Source organism: Planctomycetia bacterium (assembly GCA_034440135.1).
GTDB lineage: Bacteria > Planctomycetota > Planctomycetia > Pirellulales > JALHLM01 > JALHLM01.
In genome coordinates, this window is the sequence record JAWXBP010000040.1 from 1 (window position 1) to 18,379 (window position 18,379).

12 protein-coding genes are annotated in these 18,379 nt (G+C 61.7%); 5 read left to right on the plus strand and 7 right to left on the minus strand.

From position 1 onward, the window contains the following. Positions 1-132: 132 nt before the first annotated feature. Positions 133-384, plus strand: coding sequence for an antitoxin family protein (locus SGJ19_02010; GenBank protein ID MDZ4779012.1), 252 nt, complete (start codon positions 133-135; stop codon positions 382-384). A gap of 36 nt (positions 385-420) precedes the next feature. On the opposite strand, the gene SGJ19_02015 is transcribed toward SGJ19_02010, so the two are convergent. The 3 genes from SGJ19_02015 to pckA form a co-directional block, all read right to left on the minus strand. Then, positions 421-1,518: a retropepsin-like aspartic protease gene (locus tag SGJ19_02015; GenBank protein MDZ4779013.1), complete on the minus strand. Its 1,098-nt coding sequence runs from the start codon at positions 1,516-1,518 to the stop codon at positions 421-423. Positions 1,519-1,717: 199 nt separating this feature from the next. After that, the gene (locus tag SGJ19_02020; protein MDZ4779014.1) at positions 1,718-1,999 is read right to left on the minus strand and encodes a peptidylprolyl isomerase; all 282 of its coding nucleotides are present in this window, start codon (positions 1,997-1,999) and stop codon (positions 1,718-1,720) included. A gap of 100 nt (positions 2,000-2,099) precedes the next feature. Next, positions 2,100-3,692, minus strand: coding sequence for a phosphoenolpyruvate carboxykinase (ATP) (pckA, locus tag SGJ19_02025; protein ID MDZ4779015.1), 1,593 nt, complete (start codon positions 3,690-3,692; stop codon positions 2,100-2,102). A 236-nt stretch (positions 3,693-3,928) separates the two neighbouring features. Here pckA and tkt point away from each other — a divergent pair, with 236 nt between their 5' ends. Continuing rightward, positions 3,929-5,977 (plus strand): transketolase, encoded by a 2,049-nt coding sequence (gene tkt / locus SGJ19_02030; protein ID MDZ4779016.1) that lies wholly within the window; start codon positions 3,929-3,931, stop codon positions 5,975-5,977. Positions 5,978-6,094: 117 nt separating this feature from the next. Continuing rightward, a complete protein-coding gene (locus SGJ19_02035; protein ID MDZ4779017.1) occupies positions 6,095-7,258 on the plus strand; it encodes a hypothetical protein in 1,164 nt (387 codons plus the stop codon). 126 nt (positions 7,259-7,384) lie between these two features. Here SGJ19_02035 and uvrB read toward each other — a convergent pair whose 3' ends face one another. Continuing rightward, a complete protein-coding gene (gene uvrB, locus SGJ19_02040) occupies positions 7,385-9,466 on the minus strand; it encodes an excinuclease ABC subunit UvrB (protein MDZ4779018.1) in 2,082 nt (693 codons plus the stop codon). A gap of 369 nt (positions 9,467-9,835) precedes the next feature. Here uvrB and SGJ19_02045 point away from each other — a divergent pair, with 369 nt between their 5' ends. Beyond that, a complete protein-coding gene (locus tag SGJ19_02045; GenBank protein ID MDZ4779019.1) occupies positions 9,836-10,684 on the plus strand; it encodes a carbon-nitrogen hydrolase family protein in 849 nt (282 codons plus the stop codon). A 70-nt stretch (positions 10,685-10,754) separates the two neighbouring features. Here the strand turns inward: SGJ19_02045 and SGJ19_02050 are convergent, their stop codons facing one another. The 3 genes from SGJ19_02050 to SGJ19_02060 all read right to left on the minus strand — a co-directional run bounded on the left by SGJ19_02050 (position 10,755) and on the right by SGJ19_02060 (position 14,189). Next, positions 10,755-11,444 (minus strand): SDR family NAD(P)-dependent oxidoreductase, encoded by a 690-nt coding sequence (locus SGJ19_02050; protein MDZ4779020.1) that lies wholly within the window; start codon positions 11,442-11,444, stop codon positions 10,755-10,757. A 59-nt stretch (positions 11,445-11,503) separates the two neighbouring features. After that, positions 11,504-12,961, minus strand: a complete 1,458-nt coding sequence (locus tag SGJ19_02055) for a UDPGP type 1 family protein (GenBank protein ID MDZ4779021.1) — start codon at positions 12,959-12,961, stop codon at positions 11,504-11,506. Between the two features lie 421 nt (positions 12,962-13,382). Further along, on the minus strand, positions 13,383-14,189 hold the full coding sequence (locus tag SGJ19_02060) for an MBL fold metallo-hydrolase (protein MDZ4779022.1): 807 nt from the start codon (positions 14,187-14,189) through the stop codon (positions 13,383-13,385). Between the two features lie 457 nt (positions 14,190-14,646). Here SGJ19_02060 and SGJ19_02065 point away from each other — a divergent pair, with 457 nt between their 5' ends. Further along, positions 14,647-18,360: an SEC-C metal-binding domain-containing protein gene (locus SGJ19_02065; protein ID MDZ4779023.1), complete on the plus strand. Its 3,714-nt coding sequence runs from the start codon at positions 14,647-14,649 to the stop codon at positions 18,358-18,360. The last annotated feature ends 19 nt before the right edge of the window (positions 18,361-18,379 follow it).

An 18,379-nucleotide genomic window follows, 5' to 3' on the forward strand; every position in this document is an offset into this window, starting at 1 on the left:
AAGCCTGCGGCGAACTCCTCCATCAATTCACCGCCACCGAATGCCGTAACTACCTCCGCCACTGCGGATATCGCTATACTTAGCCTTGATGCGCTCTAGCTGTGGAAGCGCTTTGACGCATTTAATAAGCCCATGAAACAGACGTTCGACGCCATCTACGAAAACGGGCTCTTGAGGCCGCTGGAGCCACTGAATCTCACCGACCATGAGCGGGTGAGCGTCACTGTCGAAAGTAGTGGCGAGGGTCAATGGCTCGACGTCGAGGCAATCGACTGGGCCTCGAAAGAAGGGGATGCCACGATTTCGGTGGAGGAGGTTCGTTCCCGTCTGGCCAAACTTGGCTCTTCACTTTCCGAGTCTGTAATCGTCGAACGTGCCTTGTAGAGTACTGAACTTCTCTCGACCGATTCGACCGGCCTATCAATTAGTCGACTTGGTCGCGCGCTCCTTGCGTGCACCGCGTTTTGGCGCCGCCTTCTCCGCTTCCACTTTGCTCATGACCAGCTTCTGCTGGTCGGAGTCGATCTTGTAGCCGAATTTGTCGAGGAACGTCTGGCCTAGTAGCGGCGCGGCGTTCGGAAGTTCCGCCGGCATGACGACGCATTCGACGTTTTCGACTTTGAATTTCCCGACGCGGATTTCCTTGGCGAAGACTTTGCGGCCCGGCACGATGCTGCCGTCGGCCATTGACATTTGCATTAGTTCGCTATTCTCGTCCGGTTCCAGGCCGACCGCCTTGGCTAACGCGTAAGGCAACGAGACGATGCTCGCGCCGGTGTCGATGGCCATCTCGTGCGTGTTGCTGGCTTCGCCGTTGAAGACCACGGCTACGAAGAACAGCCCACCTTCGCGACGCAGCGGGATTTCCTCGCTGAGGACTTTCTCTTCCAGCTTCGCCAGCGCTTTGACACTGGCCGCGAATCCCCGCGAGGGGCCGAGCCCGTATTCCTTGGGCTGGCCTTCGTTGAATTCCGCGATCAGCGCCGTGACGTCGCTGTCGTCGGCGAGCAATTTGTACTGCGCTTCCGTCTTGCCGACGAGCGACCGGGCGTCGAGCAAGGCCTGCACGTACTTTTCGCGCCCTCCCGCCGCGGCGGCGCGGGCGCTATCGACGGCCTTTTTCATCTCCTCGCCATTTTCGAGCCGCACAATCTCGGCTTCCAACTCGTTGATGGCCGCGACCATCTGATTGTGCTCTTTCACGTTCCGAGCATTCGTTAACTGCCGCGTCAGCGCGGCGCGGCGTTGAAAGCACTCTTGCACGTACTGCTTGGCGTTGGCCGCGTGTTCTTCGACTTGCAACAGTTCGCGCTCGACGACGAGCAAGTCTTTCTGCATCGCCCGGGCGTCTTTGAGGATTTTGGCGAGTTGCTGCTCTTCAGGGACGCAGAAGTTCACGCCATTACGCTTCAATCCCTGTTCCTTGAGCGCGGCTTCGGCGGATTTGGAGTCGGCACGGGATTCCGTGGAGATCGTCAGCGCTATCGCCAACGAAATAAGGGGGAGCAAGCGGCGCATGGCACGAATTCCAAAGTAAAAAAGCGATTCACCGCTTCACTATCGGCCTGCTTCCGGGGCGTGTCAAGCAAAACGGGCGGATGTCACTCTCGGCGCGCAATAAAGCCCAGGGAAGGCCTTCGAAGTCTTCACCAATGGAAAAGACTCCGGGGGCCTTCCCTGGGCTTAGCGGTAGACAACGTCGAACCAGCGACGAAGATCAGTCCGTTCGGCTGGTTACTTCCACCAGGTGGTAGCCGAATTGCGTCTTCACCGGGCCGTGGACGACGCCGACTTCTTTTTTGAAGCAGACTTCGTCGAATTCGCGGACCATTTGGCCGGGGCGGAATTCGCCGAGCGAACCACCTTCCTTGCCCGACGGGCACTTAGAGTGCTTCTTCGCCAGGTCGGCGAAATCGGTGCCGGCTTCGATCTGTGTTTTCAGGTCGCTGCAGAGGGCTTCGTTGTCGACCAGGATGTGGCGGGCGGCGGCTTTGGCCATGACGGTGGGCTCCGATGAAACATATTTGTGGGTGATTGTCGCCTTTCGCTCCGCGAAAGGGCGCACGTTCGCGGAGCGAAAGGCGACGATGAGCGACCGGCTACGCGGTCACTGTTTCGACTCTTGGGCCGCCGGTTTGAATTCCAACGGCTGTCTGTCCAGCGTACTTGGAAAAATTCTCGACGAACAGCCGGGCCAGCTTGCGGCCCGTGGCGTCGTAGCCGTCGCGGTCGCTCCAAACGCTCGCCGGTTGCAGTACCGAGGCCGGCACGCCGGGACAGGAAAGCGGGACTGAAAGTCCGAAATAGGGGTCTTCGACCGTTGGCGACTGGGCCAACTCGCCGGAATGGATCGCGTCGATGATAGCCCGCGTGTACGCCAGTTTGATGCGCGAGCCGACGCCATAGGCGCCGCCGCTCCAGCCGGTGTTGACGAGCCAGGCGTGGGTGTCGTTTTTACGCATCTGCTCGGCCAGCAACTCGGCGTACTTTGTCGGATGCCAAACCAGAAAGGCCGCGCCAAAGCAAGCGGAGAACGTCGCTTCGGGTTCCTTCACGCCGACCTCGGTGCCGGCGACCTTCGCTGTGTACCCGCTTAGGTAGTGGTACATCGCCTGCTCGGGCGTGAGCTTACTCACCGGCGGCAGCACGCCGAAGGCGTCGCAGGTGAGCAGGATGATGTTCTTGGGATGCCCGCCGACGCAGGGAATCTTGGCGTTGCTGATGTACTCGATCGGATACGACGCGCGGGTGTTCTCGGTGATCGAGGCGCTGGAGAAATCAACTTCGCGCGTGTTGGGATCGACGACCGTGTTTTCCAGCACCGTGCCGAAACGGATTGCCTGGAAGATCTGCGGTTCCTTATCGGACGAGAGGTGAATGCATTTGGCATAGCAACCCCCTTCGATGTTGAACACGCCTTCGTCGGTCCAGCAATGTTCGTCGTCGCCGATCAGCCGGCGGCGCGTGTCGGCCGAGAGCGTCGTCTTACCCGTGCCGGAGAGGCCGAAGAAGAGCGAGACGTCGCCGTCCGGGCCTTCGTTGGCGGAGCAATGCATCGAGAGCACGCCGCGCTTGGGCATCAGGTAGTTCATCACCGTGAACACGCCCTTCTTCATTTCGCCGGCGTATTCGGTGCCAAGGATCACGATCTCGCGCAGCTCGAAGCTCAGTTCCACGCTGGTCTTCGAGGTCATGTCCTTGGTGAACACGTTCGCCGGGAACTCGCCGGCGTTGTAGATCACGTAATCCGGCTCATTGAACTCGGCGAGCTCCTTGCGCTTCGGCCGGATCAGCATGTTGTGCATGAACAGCGCGTGATACGGCCGCGCGCAGATCACGCGAATTTTCAGCCGGTATTTCGGATCCCAGCCGGCGTAACCATCGACCACGTACAGCCGTTGCCGGGTGTTCATGTAGTCGATGGCCCGTTGGCGATTGGTGAGGAACGAGTGCTCGTTGAGCTTGATGTTCACGTCCCCCCACCAGATGTCCTGCACGCTGGCCTCTTCCTCGACGATCCGCTTGTCCTTCGGACTTCGGCCGGTCTTGCTGCCGGAGTGCGTCGCCAAGGCGCCGAGCGCCGTCATCTGATCGTCGTCGTGGCGCACGCCTTCCTCGTAGAGGGCCGCCGGCGAGGCGTTGCGGAGGACCTGGGTGACGTAAATGCCGTAGGGAGTGAGGTCGAGGGACATGGAAGCTTCGCGTTCTCGAAAGGTAAGTGCGGTGGCGACACAATTGTACAATCCTCCGGCCACGGCGCGAGGCGACGCCAGGGAGGGCAGGGCCAACTGCAACCGCCATGCCGACAGGGTCGTTGACGCCCCCATTCAGCCCCCCTAAACTTGTTACCCATAGCGTCTTTTGAACATGGAGCCGCCCCTCTGGCTGCTCACGAATTCCACATTGAAAGCCACACACGGTAGCACGCATGGCCACGACCGCGGACGTCGAGACCCTGGTAATCAACACCATTCGCACCCTCTCGATGGACGCCGTCCAGGCCGCCAATAGCGGCCACCCGGGCACGCCGATGGCCCTTGCGCCGGTGGCCTTCGCGGTTTGGACCGAGGCGTTGCGCTACAATCCGGACGATCCCACTTGGCCCAACCGCGATCGCTTTGTGCTGTCCTGCGGCCATGCATCGATGTTGCTTTATTCCGTGCTGCACCTGGCCGGCGTCAAGCAGTTGGGGCCGGATGGGCGCGCTACGGGCGAGTTGGCTGTGCCGCTGGAGCACATCAAGCAGTTCCGGCAATTGCACAGCCGTTGCCCGGGACATCCGGAGTCGTACGAAACGAGCGGCGTCGAAACCACGACTGGGCCGCTCGGCCAAGGTTGCGGAAACAGCGTTGGCATGGCGCTCGCGAGTCGCTGGCTGGCCGCGCGGTACAACAAGCCGGGCTTCAAGCTGTTCGACTACAACGTCTATGTCCTTTGCAGCGACGGCGATTTGATGGAAGGAGTCGCCAGCGAAGCGGCTTCACTTGCCGGACACTTGCAGCTCAGCAATCTGTGCTGGATCTACGACGACAACAAGATCACGATCGAAGGCGAAACTCACCTGGCGTTCAGCGAGGATGTGGGCAAGCGCTTCGAGGGTTACGGTTGGGAAGTTCGCCGTGTGAGCGACGCGAATGACTTGGAAACGCTCGCCGCGGGGCTGGACGCGTTCCGCGAGAGCGATCGCCCGATGTTGATTATTGTCCGCAGCCACATCGGCTACGGCGCGCCGAACAAGCAAGACACGCACGGCGCACACGGCGCCCCGCTCGGCGATGAAGAGATCAAGCTCACAAAGCAGGCCTACGGCTGGCCCGCTGACGAGAAGTTCCTGGTGCCCGAAGAGGCGACGAGCTATTTCCGTTCGCAGGTTGGCGATCGCGGCCGCGCCGCGCAGGCGGATTGGCAAGCCACGTTCAAGAAGTATCGCGCGGAGCACGCCGAGCTCGCCGCCGAAATCGACGCGATGCAAAAGCGGGAACTGCCGGCGGGCTGGGACAAAGACCTGAAACCTTTCCCGGCCGACGCTAAGGGACTCGCCACGCGCGTTTCCGGCGGCAAGGTGTTGAACGCCTTGGCCAAGAATGTTCCCTGGATGGTCGGCGGTTCGGCGGATCTGGCGCCGTCGACGATGACACTGCTGGATGGTCAGGAATCGTTGTCGGCCGAAACGCCGGGCGGGCGCAACATGCACTTCGGCATCCGCGAACACGGCATGGGCGCCGCACTCAACGGGATGGCGGTCTCCGGACTGCGTCCCTTTGGCGCGACCTTCTTTGTGTTCAGTGACTACGTCCGCCCCTCGGTGCGGCTGAGCGCTATCATGGGGTTGCCGGTGCTATACATCTTCACGCACGATTCGCTCGGCGTCGGAGAAGACGGCCCGACGCATCAGCCGATCGAACACATGGCGGCGTTGAGGGCCATTCCGCATCTGATCACAATGCGGCCCGGCGATGCCAATGAAGTGGTCGAAGCGTATCGCACCGCGGTGCAATTCAAGGATCGCCCGACGGCCTTCGCGCTGACGCGGCAGAACCTGCCGACATTCGACCGCACGAAGTACGGGCCAGCCGCTGGCGTGGCGCGCGGAGGTTACGTGCTCGCGGACGCCGATGGCGGGAAGCCGGAGATTTTGCTGTTGGCGACCGGTAGCGAAGTAGCTCTTGCGGTCGACGCCTATGAAAAACTCAAGGCCGAAGGGATCAAAGCCCGCGTCGTCAGCCTGCCGTCGTTCGAGTTGTTTGAACTGCAAGACGCGGCGTATCGCGAGAGCGTCCTGCCGAAGCAAGTCACCGCCCGCGTGGCGATCGAGATGGGCATCGTGCAAGGCTGGGAGAAGTATCTCGGCGAGCGCGGCCGCTTCATCGGCATGAGCGGCTACGGCGCCTCGGCCCCCGGCGGCGTGCTGGCGAAGCACTTCGGCTTCACCGTGGACAACGTCCTCAAGGTGGCGAAGGAAACGCTCAAGTCGTAGGTCTGCGAACGACTATCCGTCGTCGCCGCCAAGCCCAGGGAAGGCCCTCTTAGGTTTTGTTGTACAATTCGATCTGGATGGCCTTCCCTGGGCTTATACGCTAAAGCGACACCTTTTATGCCGGACGCAATCTACGACCAGGTCGCCGCGGTGCTTTCCGCGGACGGAGCGGAGGCCGCGCTCACGCAACTCGCCGAGCACCTGCGCGGGGCGGCGCGTTACCACGAGCTCTGTGACGCGCTCTTAATGCGCGCCCGGCTGAAGCTCGGCCTGCCAATCATCATGACGCAGCCGCTCGATGATCTTCGCGACCCGGTTCGCACGCAGATGGAAAACGCTTGCATCGAGATCTACCGTGAAGTGGGCACGCAATTGCTCCGCTCCGGGCGCGTGCGGGAAGGTTGGATGTACCTGCGCCCGGTTGGCGAGCGCCCGGAAGTCGCGAAAGAACTCGCGCAGTTGACGCCGAACGAGGAAAACGTAGACGCCTTGCTGGAACTGGCGATTCACGAAGGCGTCGCCCCGCGTTGGGGGTTCGAGTTGCTGCTCCGCGAGCGTGGCATGTGCAATTCGATCACGATGTACGACGGCGTGATGGCGCAACGCCCGCTGCGCGATCGCCGCGCGGTGGCCGGGCTGTTGGTGCAGCACCTTTACCAGGAGTTGGTGCGCAACATCCGCGGAGACATCCAGCGCCGCAAGGGCGAGACACCCGCGGAGGAATCACTGGCCGCACTGATCCGCGATCGCGCCTGGCTGTTCGACGAGATGAACTACCACGTCGACGCTTCGCACCTGGCGGCCGTGGTGCGGTTTGCGCTCACGCTCGTCGATCCAGCGGAACTCCGGCTCGCGGCCCAGCTCACCGACTACGGCCAGCGCTTACACGATCAATACAAATACGCCGGCCACCCGCCGTTCGAGGACGTCTATCCGAGCCACGGGTTGTTCTTTCGCGCCCAACTCGGCGAGCAAGTCGACGAAGCGCTCACGTATTTCCAAGCGCAAGCGGACTCGACCGATCCCACGATGGAAGGGACCGAAGCTGCGGAGGTTTACGTAGCACTCCTGGCGCGGCTCGAACGCTTCGACGCAGCGCTTGAAGCGGCGGCAAAGTACTGGCCACCCGGCGCCCGCCTGACCGGCTTCGCCCCGTCGCTGCTAGAACTTGGGCATCTGGCGCACCAGAACGAACGCCTCGCCGCGATCTGCCGCGATCGCGAAGACCTGGTGGGGTACGTGGCGGGACTTCTGGACGGACAAATCACGAAGGAGATTTAACCGCGAAACACGCGAAATGACGCGAAAAGTTGTGCCACAGAAGTTGCCTTCGCTGTGTTCACATTTTTCACATCCTTTTTTCGCGTTATTTCGCGTGTTTCGCGGTTAAATGCTCCGTATTCATAGTTACCCGCGCTTCGGCCGCGGTACTCGGCCGGTCGGGCCGTTGTTTTGGCCGCGGCGTTTTTTGCCGCCGAAGCGGCCTTTGCCGATTTTGGGCGCGAGTTCGTCGGTCCGTTTACCGACGGAAGCGCGCAACGTCTCGATGCGATCGCGGATGCCGGCGGCGCGCTCGAACTCCAGCGCGTCGGCCGCGGCGAGCATCTCCGTTTCCAACTCGTTGATATATTCCTCGGTGATATACTCGGCTTCGTTCGTCCGGCCCACGGCGGCGTTGGCCTTGGCGTGCGCGGCTGCTTCGGATTCGATGCCGGTGCGGACGCTCTTCTTGATCGTTTCCGGCGTAATGCCGTGCTCCTGGTTGTACGCTTCCTGCAGCGCGCGGCGGCGTTCGGTCTCGTCAATCGCGCGGCGCATCGATTCGGTGACCTTGTCGGCGTAGAGAATCACCTTGGCGTTCACATTGCGCGCGGCGCGGCCGATGGTTTGGATCAACGACGTTTCGCTGCGCAGGAAGCCTTCCTTGTCGGCGTCGAGAATGGCTACCATCGAGACCTCGGGCAGGTCGAGCCCTTCGCGCAGCAGGTTCACGCCGACCAGGGCGTCGAAGTGCCCCAGCCGCAGATCGCGAAGCAACTCGACGCGCTCGAAGGCGTCCAGCTCGCTGTGCAACCATTTGCAGCGCACGCCATGCTCGGACAAGTAGAACGACAGGTCTTCGGCCAGGCGCTTCGTGAGCGCTGTCACCAACACGCGTTCGCTGACGCTGGCTCGCAGTTTGATCTCTTCCAGCAAATGTGCCACCTGGCCGCGCGCCGGCTGGACTTCAATCACGGGGTCTAGCAGACCCGTCGGCCGAATGACTTGCTCGACGACTTCGCCGCCGGCTTTGTCCAGCTCATACGGGCCCGGCGTGGCGGAGACAAACGTCACCTGATGCGTGCGGGCTTCGAATTCATCAAATTTGAGCGGCCGGTTGTCGAGCGCGCTCGGCAAGCGGAAACCGTGTTCGACAAGCGTCGTCTTGCGGTTGTGGTCGCCGGCGAACATCCCGCGCACCTGCGGCACCGTAATGTGCGATTCGTCCACGATCAGCAGGAAATCCTTGGGGAAATAGTCGAACAGTGTGTCGGGACTGGAACCAGCCGGGCGGCCGCTCAACGGGCGACTGTAGTTCTCGATGCCGGGGCAATAACCCACTTCCTGCATCATCTCGATGTCGAACCGCGTGCGGGCGTTGAGCCGCTGCGCTTCGAGCAGCTTGCCGGTGCTGCGCAATTGTTCGAGGCGTACCTCCAACTCTTCTTTGATGGCATGCACCGCGCCGTTGATCCGTTCCTCCGGCATCACGAAGTGCTTGGCAGGGTAGATGAACAGTTCTTCCTGCGGCTCGATCACTTCGCCGCTCGTGGGATTGATGATCGCCAGTTGTTCGATTTCGTCTCCCCAGAACTCAATCCGCAGCGCGTATTCTTCGTAGGCGGGCCAGAGTTCGACGCAGTCGCCGCGAACACGGAATTTGCCGCGCGCGAACTCGATGTCGTTCCGGTCGTATTGCACGTCGATCAGTTTGTGCAACAGTTGGTCACGGTCGATCGTGCCGCCGCGCTTCAGGCTCACAACCATCGCGCGGTAGTCTTCCGGCGATCCCAAGCCGTAGATGCAGGACACGCTGGCCACGACGATCACGTCGCGCCGGCTGACCAGCGCGCTGGTGGCGGCCAGTCGCAGTCGATCGATCTCGGTATTCACCGAGGCGTCTTTTTCGATGTAGATATCTCGCTGCGGGATGTAGGCTTCCGGCTGGTAGTAATCGTAGTAGCTGACGAAATAATGCACGGCGTTGTGCGGGAAGAACTCCTTGAATTCGCTGTAAAGCTGCGCGGCGAGCGTCTTATTGTGCGACAAGACGAGGGCCGGTCGCCCGAGGTTCTGGATGACGTTCGCCATCGTGAACGTCTTCCCGGAACCGGTCACGCCCATCAACACCTGTTGCCTCTGCCCCGCGCGCAGCGCGGCGGTGAGCTTTTCGATCGCCTGCGGCTGATCTCCCGCCGGCGGAAACGGGCTTTCGAGTTGGAATTCCAAGCGGCAATCTCCTGAGCCGAAGTAAGCCCTTCATTGTAGGGGCGAGAACGGCACTTGGCACGGGCTTGGGCACACACCGTCTACACTAGCCCGACGCGCCAGCGAGGGGGAGAAGGCGATCCATCGGCGCATAACTTCGCGCTGAGTTCAGCGTCGCCAGATTGTGGTACGGTCTCCCGACCGTGCCGCGCTCCGGCTTGCCCGAAGTGGAGACCTTCGGTCGGCCCAGTGACACGGTCGGGAGACCGTGCCACAACTCGTGCGCTTCGGGTTAGTGCGGGTGCTCCCGATTGCCGGATTACGTGCCTTGGGCGACAATTCCTGCGTGCGTCCGATTCAGGCTTCTCTTCCTCTTTGCCCATCGTTCCCATGAAAATCGCCGGAGTTCAGCTCGATATCGCCATTGGTCAGCCGCGGCGAAATGTCGATCGGATGATTGAAAAACTTCGCGAAACCGCGATCGCCGGGGCGAAGTTGACCGTGTTTCCCGAGTGCGCCGTGCCGGGCTACTGCTTCGGCAGCTTGGAGGAAGCGCGCGATTTCGCCGAACCGATCCTGGGCGAGACCACCGAACGCATGGTGCAGGCCTGCAAGGAGACCGGCGGCTATTGCGTCTTCGGGATGTTGGAAGCCGACGGCCCGCGCGTCTTCAACGCGGCCGTGCTGGTCGGGCCGCAGGGGATGATCGGCGCGTATCGCAAGGTGCATCTCCCATACCTGGGCGTCGACATGTACACCACGCCGGGCGATCGTCCCTTCGCGGTGCATGAGGCCGGGGATGTGCGGATCGGGATGAATATCTGCTATGACGCCGCCTTTCCGGAGGCGGCGCGGACCTTGGCGATTCTCGGCGCCGATTTGATCGTGCTCCCCACGAATTGGCCGCCCGGCGCGGAATGCACCGCCTGCAGCGTGATCAGCGCCCGGGCGTTGGAAAACGGGGTCTACTACATCGCGGTGAATCGCGTCGGCGAGGAACGTGGCTTCCGCTTCATCGGCCGCAGCAGCATCTGCGACACGAACGGCGAAACGCTGGCGGTCTCCACGACGACCGACGAAGAGATTCTCTATGCGGAAATCGACCCAGCCCGCGCGCGGCGCAAGCACATCATCCGCGTCCCCGGCAAACACGAAATCGATCGCCTCGCTGATCGTCGCCCGGAGATGTACGGCGAACTGGTGAAGCCGCACAATCTGAAGCGCCCTGGGCGTGATTGAGCCGCCGGAGAGACTTCACCACGGCGTGCGGAATGACGAAGTTCGAAATTCGTCATTCCCCTATTCCTGTTCACGGCACCGAGAGCGGTCGGCCGTTGTCTTTCGCGCTGAGTGCAAGTAAGAACGGCACGGCGCGCTCGGCCCATTGTTCTGCCGTCGGGTAGGACTCCGCGTTGGCACCGAAGCAACTGGCGAGCATGTCGGTGTTGATGATGCCGGGGTTGAGCGGTACGGCGGCCATGCCTTCCGGCAACTCTTCGGCGAGAGACTGCGTCAGACCTTCGATCGCCCATTTGCTCGCACAGTAGGGCGCCACGTCGGCGGAGACGCTGCGTCCCCAGCCGGAGCTGAAATTGACGATCACGCCGGATTGGCGTTCGATCATGCTCGGCAAGAAGTGGCGAAGCACGTTCGTCACGCCGATCACGTTGACTTGCATCAACGTGTCGAACTCCTCCGCCGGCACTTTCCAGAGCGGCGCGTTGCGGTTGATCACGGCGGCGTTGTTGAGCAGCAAATCCGGCGTGCCGATTTCCGTCAATACCTCGCGGGCCCACACGGCGACCTGCGTGTCCTTGGAAACATCAACGCTGAAGACGCGGTGCGGCGCGGGCCACGCGCGACGCAAGGCGCGGACTTGCTCAAAGTTGCGAGCACAACCTACGACGGTGTGCCCAAGTTGCATAAAGGCTTCGGCCATGGCGCGGCCCAGGCCGCGGCTGACGCCGGTGATGACGATGAGGCGTGAATCAGAAGACATGCGAGTGGTTGAATGAGGGAAGCCTGCGGCCCAATTTGCCGCCTCCCATCATAACGCGGCTACCGCAAATAGGCGGAGATTTCGAAGCGCGTGCCAGGCCGCACCTTGCGGCGGCATTCCTCCGCGTCGAGCGCAAACAAGGGGCTGATCTCCACGGAGACGCCTGGAGCGACTACGGCCCCGGCTTCCTTCAGCCAGCGGCGCGACTCCAGGGCCATCGCGTGCTGCGAATGTTCCGGCGTATCGCTCGCGGCGCCCGAGGCGTTCTTCACCGGGGCGAAACGGCGGGGCGCGTCGACCTCGACGGCCAGGGTGCGCCGCGCTTCCGGCAACAGGTCGAAGATGAAACGTTCCAGCTTGATGGCGTTCGGCGTCGTGGGCGACACGGCCTGCCCGGCGGCGTCGATGGTCGGCACGGCCTTACGTGCGAAGTGAAACGGCAGTCCGCCGCGCGCTTCCGCCATGCGTCGCAAGAAGGCCACGTCGAAGACATGGACGGCGATGCTTCCGGCCCAGAGGTCGAGACCGCCGTCCGCGCCGCTGCGACGCGCGACGTGCTCCGGCAGGTCGCTGTACTCGATGATCCGCATGTGGCCATCGACGGAGACGACGTTGCCGACACGGTCCAGCGGATCACGTTTCGCCACGACTTGCGTCGAAGCCTCGGACTCCGCCAAGAGGTGATGCCCGATGAATTCCGGATCGCAAACCTTCACGAGCGGATTGTCGACTTGAAAATAAAACACCTGCTCGATGCCGCGCCGCTCCAGGTCATCCAGGCCGCCGCTGGCCGCGAGGGCGGCCAGCATGCCGCCGTGACCGTCGGGACTGAGCACGATCCTGTCTTTGGATTCCAGCAACACGCGACCACTTAAGGCGTCGACCGCCGGCATCGTCCCTTGGCAGAACAGATGCACGTCTTCCGTCGCTAGGCCGAACCGCTGGTGCGATTCCAGATAGGCCCCGGTCTCTGCGTGCGTCGCCGGACTGGTCATCAGATAGAGCGGAATCGGCGCTCCGTAACGCCGTGAGACCGCCAACACCTGTTCCAGCAGAATCTGAAACAGCGGCGTGTTCGCCACCGGACCGATTGGGAACATCCCCTTGGGGTGCGGAAAGCCCAACCGCGTACCTTGCCCACCGGCGACTAACACCGCGGCGACGCGTCCCTCGCGTAGCGCCGCGGCGCCGCGTTGCCGTGCTGTATCACGTCGCGTGGGGTCGCTCGATTCGTTCAAGCGAATTGCCGCCGGCGGAACCGCGCGTTCCGCAGCGAGCGCCCAGTTTTCGGCCAGCGGTTCCGAACGCAGAATGCGCGCCAGTTCCGAGAAATCAATCGTGGCGATTTCGGCCGCCAGCTGGTGCTGTTCCGTCGGCGCCAGCTCATCCCAGAACGCCAACAGATGATCTTGTCCGTACGGGCGAAGTTGTCGCGCCAGCACGTCGCGCAACGGCCAGACGCTGACCGGCGCGGCCCAATCCGACGAAGTGAATGACGTGACAGTCGAATCAGGCATCCGCGCATCCTTGCGCCACTTCCGGGAGCAACACGCTCCATGTCGTCGACATCCTTGTCGGCGACAACACATTCACTCAAGCGTGGACCTATTTACCTCGTATGTCCCCATCGCAATATCGAACTAGGAAGCTGCCAGCCCCAAAGGGGCGAACGATAATAGCCAGGGGTGCGAACCCCTGGAAATCTGACAACGAATTGATTTAAGCCCCAACGGGGCGGCACTGGCTAGCAACTCCAATACGAGTGACGCCCTTTCAGGGCTCCAAATTCATTGTTTTCTCTTTGTTCCAGGGGTTGCCACCCCTGGCTATTATCTGTCGCCCCTTGCGGGGCTGGTCGGAGCATAACTTGCGAATGTGCGATTGCGATTGACCTCATTCATTCCAGCATCAAACTATGTCAGCCATTTAGACATCAAACTAGGTCAGTGGAATCCTCATCCCGTCGTAGGCAACTTCCATTCCGTCCGGCAGCGCGGCGTTCGTCGCCGCGTGTTCCAGATCGTGCGATAAGTGTGTGAACAATGTCCGCTTCGCGCCTGCGCGGCGTGCGACCGCGATAGCTTCGTCCAAGCTGAAATGCGTGGGGTGCGGTTTGTGTCGCAGGGCATCGAGAATTAGCACGTCCAAGTCCTTCAACACCGGCCAACTTTCATCCGGAATGCCGTTCGTGTCTGTGCAATACGCTACGTTGCCGAACCGAAAGCCAAGCACGTTGAATCGTCCGTGCCGCAGTCGCAACGGCGTCACCTTAACGCCCAGCAACTCGAACGGCTCGAGTCCGATCCGTCGAAACTCCAACTGCGGCACACCCCCGGCGTGGTAGGTCGCCGCCTCGGGTGCGAAGGCGTAATCGAACGACTTCCGAATCCGCGCTTCGACCGCCGCCTCGCAGTAAATCGGCACCGGGCGGCCCAGATAATGGGCAAACAGCCGCAAATCGTCCAGACCAAATAGGTGATCCGCATGTTCATGCGTAAACAGCGTCGCATGAATCAGCCCAATCCGTTCCCGAACCAACTGCCGCCAGAGGTCGGGCGGTGTATCGACGAGCAGATTTCCCTCCGGCAGTCCTAGAACCAGCCCGCAACGAGTACGGAAATTGCGCGGATCCGTGCTGACGCACGTCTCGCAGTCGCAACCAATGACCGGCACGCCCAGGGACGTCCCAGTGCCCAGGAACACCAGTTCCCCGCGAACATCGACGCTGAAGGGAGTTCTAACCACTTTCCACCAAACAGTTTCAGCCTCAAATCACCGTTCCGGCCCCTATCTTGCCCGACCTCCGGGAATCCCGCAACTGATCGTGCGTGATGACCCTGTGGGAGGCGTCTCCGACGCCGATGGAGTGGGCGCAGCTGACCAAAGTCGGCCGGTAATCAGCGGCGTCCCCATCGGCGTCGGAGACGCCTCCCACAGGTTACGCCGGCAACCGGCTTTTTCCTGGTATCGCAATTGCATGAGAATCCTTCGGGCAGGCCCTGTGGCTGCCAAATTGGGCGATCCAATGGCGGTTGGTCGCGACCGGCCCGGCATGGCGTAAGTTATTGACCCACAAGGGACTTCGCCATAAACTACGGGACCGGAACAGCTTGCGCCAGCGGTGTTTTCCGGTTTTCCTGGCGCGTTCGCGCGCCATTCCTGAGTCGTTGTGACAGCCCGGCATTCTAGGGGCTGGTGTGATATGGAAACGATCGAAAAAATTTGGGACACCGTCACCTACTCGCTGGGCGGTCTCGCCCGGGGGTTTGAACGGAGCGTGACATCGCTGTTCGGCTCCAGCAACGCCCGGTTGCTCCGGAAGTTGCACCCCAAGGTCGAGGCGATCAGTGCCCTCGAGGAAAAATACCAGGGGATGAGCGACGAGCAGCTCCGCGGGCAAACCGTGGATTTCCGTCGCCGGCTGGCCTCCGGGGAATCCCTGGATGACTTGCTGGTCGAGGCCTTCGCCGTCTGTCGTGAAGGGGGCCGCCGCTACTTGCGGATGCGCCATTACGACACGCAGATGCTCGGCGGCATGGTGCTCCACGGCGGCAACATCGCCGAAATGGTCACCGGCGAAGGCAAGACGCTCGTGGCCACGCTACCGGCGTACTTGAATGCGCTCGAAAGCAAGGGCGTCCACGTTGTCACGGTGAACGATTATCTCGCGCGCCGCGACATGGAATGGATGGGCCCGTTGTACATGGGCCTCGGTCTGACCGTGGGGGCGATCTACGCCAATATGGATCCGGTGGAGAAACAGCGCGCGTACCTCTGCGACATCACCTACGGCACGAACAACGAATTCGGCTTCGACTACCTGCGCGACAACATGAAGCCGGCGCGTCGCGGCGACGACAAATATCCCAAGCACTTGCAGCAGGTACAGGGACCGCTCAACTACGCGATCGTCGACGAAGTCGACAACATTCTGATCGACGAAGCACGGACGCCGCTGATTATCTCCGGCCCGGCGCACGACGACGTCACGCGCTACGCGCGAGCGGACAAGATCGCACGCCAACTGAAGCGCGACGTGCATTTCGAAGTCAAGGAAAAGGAACACAGCGCGCACTTGACCGACGTGGGCGTGCGCGAAGCGGAGAAGCTGGCGGGCGTGGAAAGTTTCTACACCGCCGGCAACATGGAATGGCCGCACCTGATCGATAACTCGCTCAAGGCGCATCACCTGTACAAGCTCGACGTGAACTACGTCGTGCAGGGCGAAGAGATTGTCATCGTCGACGAATTCACCGGGCGCTTGATGCCTGGCCGAAACTGGAGCGACGGTTTGCACCAGGCGGTCGAGGCCAAGGAGGGCGTGCGAATCAAGGAAGAAAACCAGACGCTGGCCACGATCACGTTGCAGAACTTCTTCAAGCTCTACAACAAGATCTCCGGCATGACGGGCACCGCCATGACCGAGGCGGCCGAGTTCTGGAAGATCTACGAATTGGAAGTCGTGGCGATTCCGACCAATCGCCCGATGCAACGGAAAAACAATCAGGACGTGGTCTATCGCACCGAGCGCGAGAAATTCAACGCGATCGTCGAGGAGATCGAACGGCTGCACAAATGGGACAGCGTGATCCTGAGCAGCGAGGAAACGATCAATGGCGAAATCGTCGATGAAAACGACCAGGCCGTGACGATCGTGCCGCACGATTCCAAAGAGAAACAAACGATCGAGCGCAAGAAGATCGTCGAGACGCAACGCCGCGGGCGGCCGATTCTGGTCGGCACCGTGTCGATCGAAAAAAGCGAAAGGCTCAGCAGTCAGCTCGAACGGCGCGGCGTCAAGCACGAGGTGCTCAATGCCAAGCATCACCAGCGCGAAGCCGAGATCGTCGCGCAGGCCGGCCGCCAGGGCGCGGTGACCATCGCCACCAACATGGCCGGCCGCGGCACCGACATCATTCTCGGCGGCAATCCTGACACGATGGCCTGGGCAGTGCTGCAAGATAAGTACCCGACGCGCCTCGAAGTGCCCAAAGAAGAATGGGAAGCGCTGGTCAAGGAAATCGACGAACGCGAAGGGATGAAGCCCGAGGGCGTCGTCGTTAAGGGGCTCGGCGGATTGCACATCATCGGCACCGAACGGCACGAAGCCCGGCGCATCGATTTGCAGTTGCGCGGCCGGTGCGGTCGCCAAGGCGATCCCGGCAGCAGCCGCTTCTTCCTGTCGTTGGAAGACGACTTGATGCGGATCTTCGCCGGCGAGTGGGTGAAGAACGTGCTCACGCGACTCGGCATGCAGGAAGGCGAGGCGATCGTCAGCAAGCTGGTCACGCGGCGTATTGAGGGCGCGCAGAAAAAGGTCGAGGAGCGCAACTTCGATATCCGCAAGAACCTCCTCGAATACGACGAGGTGATGGACGAGCAGCGCAAACGCGTCTACGGCTTCCGTCAGCGGATTCTCGGCGGCGCGAACTGCAAAGAGATCATCATGGAGATGATCGACAAGCAGATCGACGAACACATGGGCCTGATGCTTTCCAAGGATTATGGCCCCGAATCCTACGCGAAAGCGGTCGGCGAACGGCTGTCGACGGAACTCGAAGCCCGCGACTTCCGCGGCCTCGACGCCGGCATGGCCGAGTCGTATGCCAAAGAGCAAGCCGAGCGCGGCGCCGAAGGGCACCTGCACGACGCCATCGAAGAAAACCTGCCGAAAGAAGAAGATCAGGCCGATTGGAATTGGGAAGCGCTGACCAAATGGGTCAACAACCGCTGGGGGCTGAATCTCCGCGACCGCGAGTTGCGAAGCATCGAGCGCGATCAACTTGACGAGATGATTCTGGAAAAAGCCCGGGCGGCGATTCGTGAAGTCGATCTTTCCGATTTCGCCAAGTGCCTCGATCCGGATTTCAGCTACCGCGTGGCCTGCGGCTGGGTGCAGCACAAGTTTGGCATGCCGTTGGGGCTCGATGAAGTCAAGGACCTGGAGCCGGCCGGTTTCGAGGCCCTGGTGCGTCAACGCGCGGCGGAAGCCTATCGCGAGCGGGAAATCGAATACCCGGTGATGGTCGGCCTTTACTACTTCACGAAGCGCGATGCGCAAGGCCAGAAGCGCTATGATCGCGATCAACTCGTGGTCTGGGCGAAGCAGCAGTTCGAGGCCGACGTCGATCCCGCCACATTGCAAGGGCACGGACATCAGGAATTGATGCCGGCGTTGATCGACCTGAGCCGCAAGTACATCGCCGGCTACGAACCGGCCATCGCCGCCGTGCGGGAACGTGTGGAGCGACTGTTCGGCCGCCAGAGCGGCAACACGACCGCACAGGCCGCCAGCGGCGGCAACGGGGCGCTCGATTCGCTTACGCATTGGCTGGAAGAGTCGCTGGCGTGCAAGCTATCCCGCGAAGAGATCGCCGGGCTCACGCGCGACGAACTCGAAGCGCGGCTGTTGCTCGCGGTCGACGACCGTTTCCGCCCGCAGATGCAGAAGATGGAACGAGCGCTCGTACTGAGCATCCTCGACCAGGCCTGGAAGGAACATTTGCTGTCGATGGACCATTTACGGTCCAGCGTGGGCCTGCGCGGTTACGCCCAGGTCGATCCGAAAGTGGAATTCAAGCGCGAAGGCATGCGGGTCTTCGAGCAGATGTGGAAGGGCGTCGCGACGCGCGTGACCGACCTCGTGTTCCGCATGGAGCAACTCGACGAGAACTTCGTCAGTTCCACCTGGACCGGCGGCAAGGCGATCCACCAGGCGGCGCAATCGACGACCGAATTGGCCAAGCAAGAACAGCAGAACAACTCGAGCAACAATGCTGCCGATGCTGGCGAACCAGCCAAGTCGGAGCCGATCCGCAACCGCGCGCAAACCGTGGGCCGCAACGACCCCTGCCCGTGCGGCAGCGGGAAGAAGTTTAAGAACTGCTGCATGCATAAGGGGCAGAATGTGGCGTAACGAGGTGCCTGAATAGCGG

Excerpts from the sequence above, each read along its gene's own strand:
- tkt (MDZ4779016.1), top strand. The coding sequence starts at position 3,929 with ATGGCCACGACCGCGGACGTCGAGACCCTGGTAATCAACACCATTCGC.
- SGJ19_02065 (MDZ4779023.1), top strand. The coding sequence starts at position 14,647 with ATGGAAACGATCGAAAAAATTTGGGACACCGTCACCTACTCGCTGGGC.
- SGJ19_02055 (MDZ4779021.1), bottom strand. The coding sequence starts at position 12,961 with ATGCCTGATTCGACTGTCACGTCATTCACTTCGTCGGATTGGGCCGCG.
- SGJ19_02050 (MDZ4779020.1), bottom strand. The coding sequence starts at position 11,444 with ATGTCTTCTGATTCACGCCTCATCGTCATCACCGGCGTCAGCCGCGGC.
- SGJ19_02035 (MDZ4779017.1), top strand. The coding sequence starts at position 6,095 with ATGCCGGACGCAATCTACGACCAGGTCGCCGCGGTGCTTTCCGCGGAC.
- SGJ19_02015 (MDZ4779013.1), bottom strand. The coding sequence starts at position 1,518 with ATGCGCCGCTTGCTCCCCCTTATTTCGTTGGCGATAGCGCTGACGATC.
- SGJ19_02045 (MDZ4779019.1), top strand. The coding sequence starts at position 9,836 with ATGAAAATCGCCGGAGTTCAGCTCGATATCGCCATTGGTCAGCCGCGG.
- pckA (MDZ4779015.1), bottom strand. The coding sequence starts at position 3,692 with ATGTCCCTCGACCTCACTCCCTACGGCATTTACGTCACCCAGGTCCTC.
- SGJ19_02020 (MDZ4779014.1), bottom strand. The coding sequence starts at position 1,999 with ATGGCCAAAGCCGCCGCCCGCCACATCCTGGTCGACAACGAAGCCCTC.
- SGJ19_02010 (MDZ4779012.1), top strand. The coding sequence starts at position 133 with ATGAAACAGACGTTCGACGCCATCTACGAAAACGGGCTCTTGAGGCCG.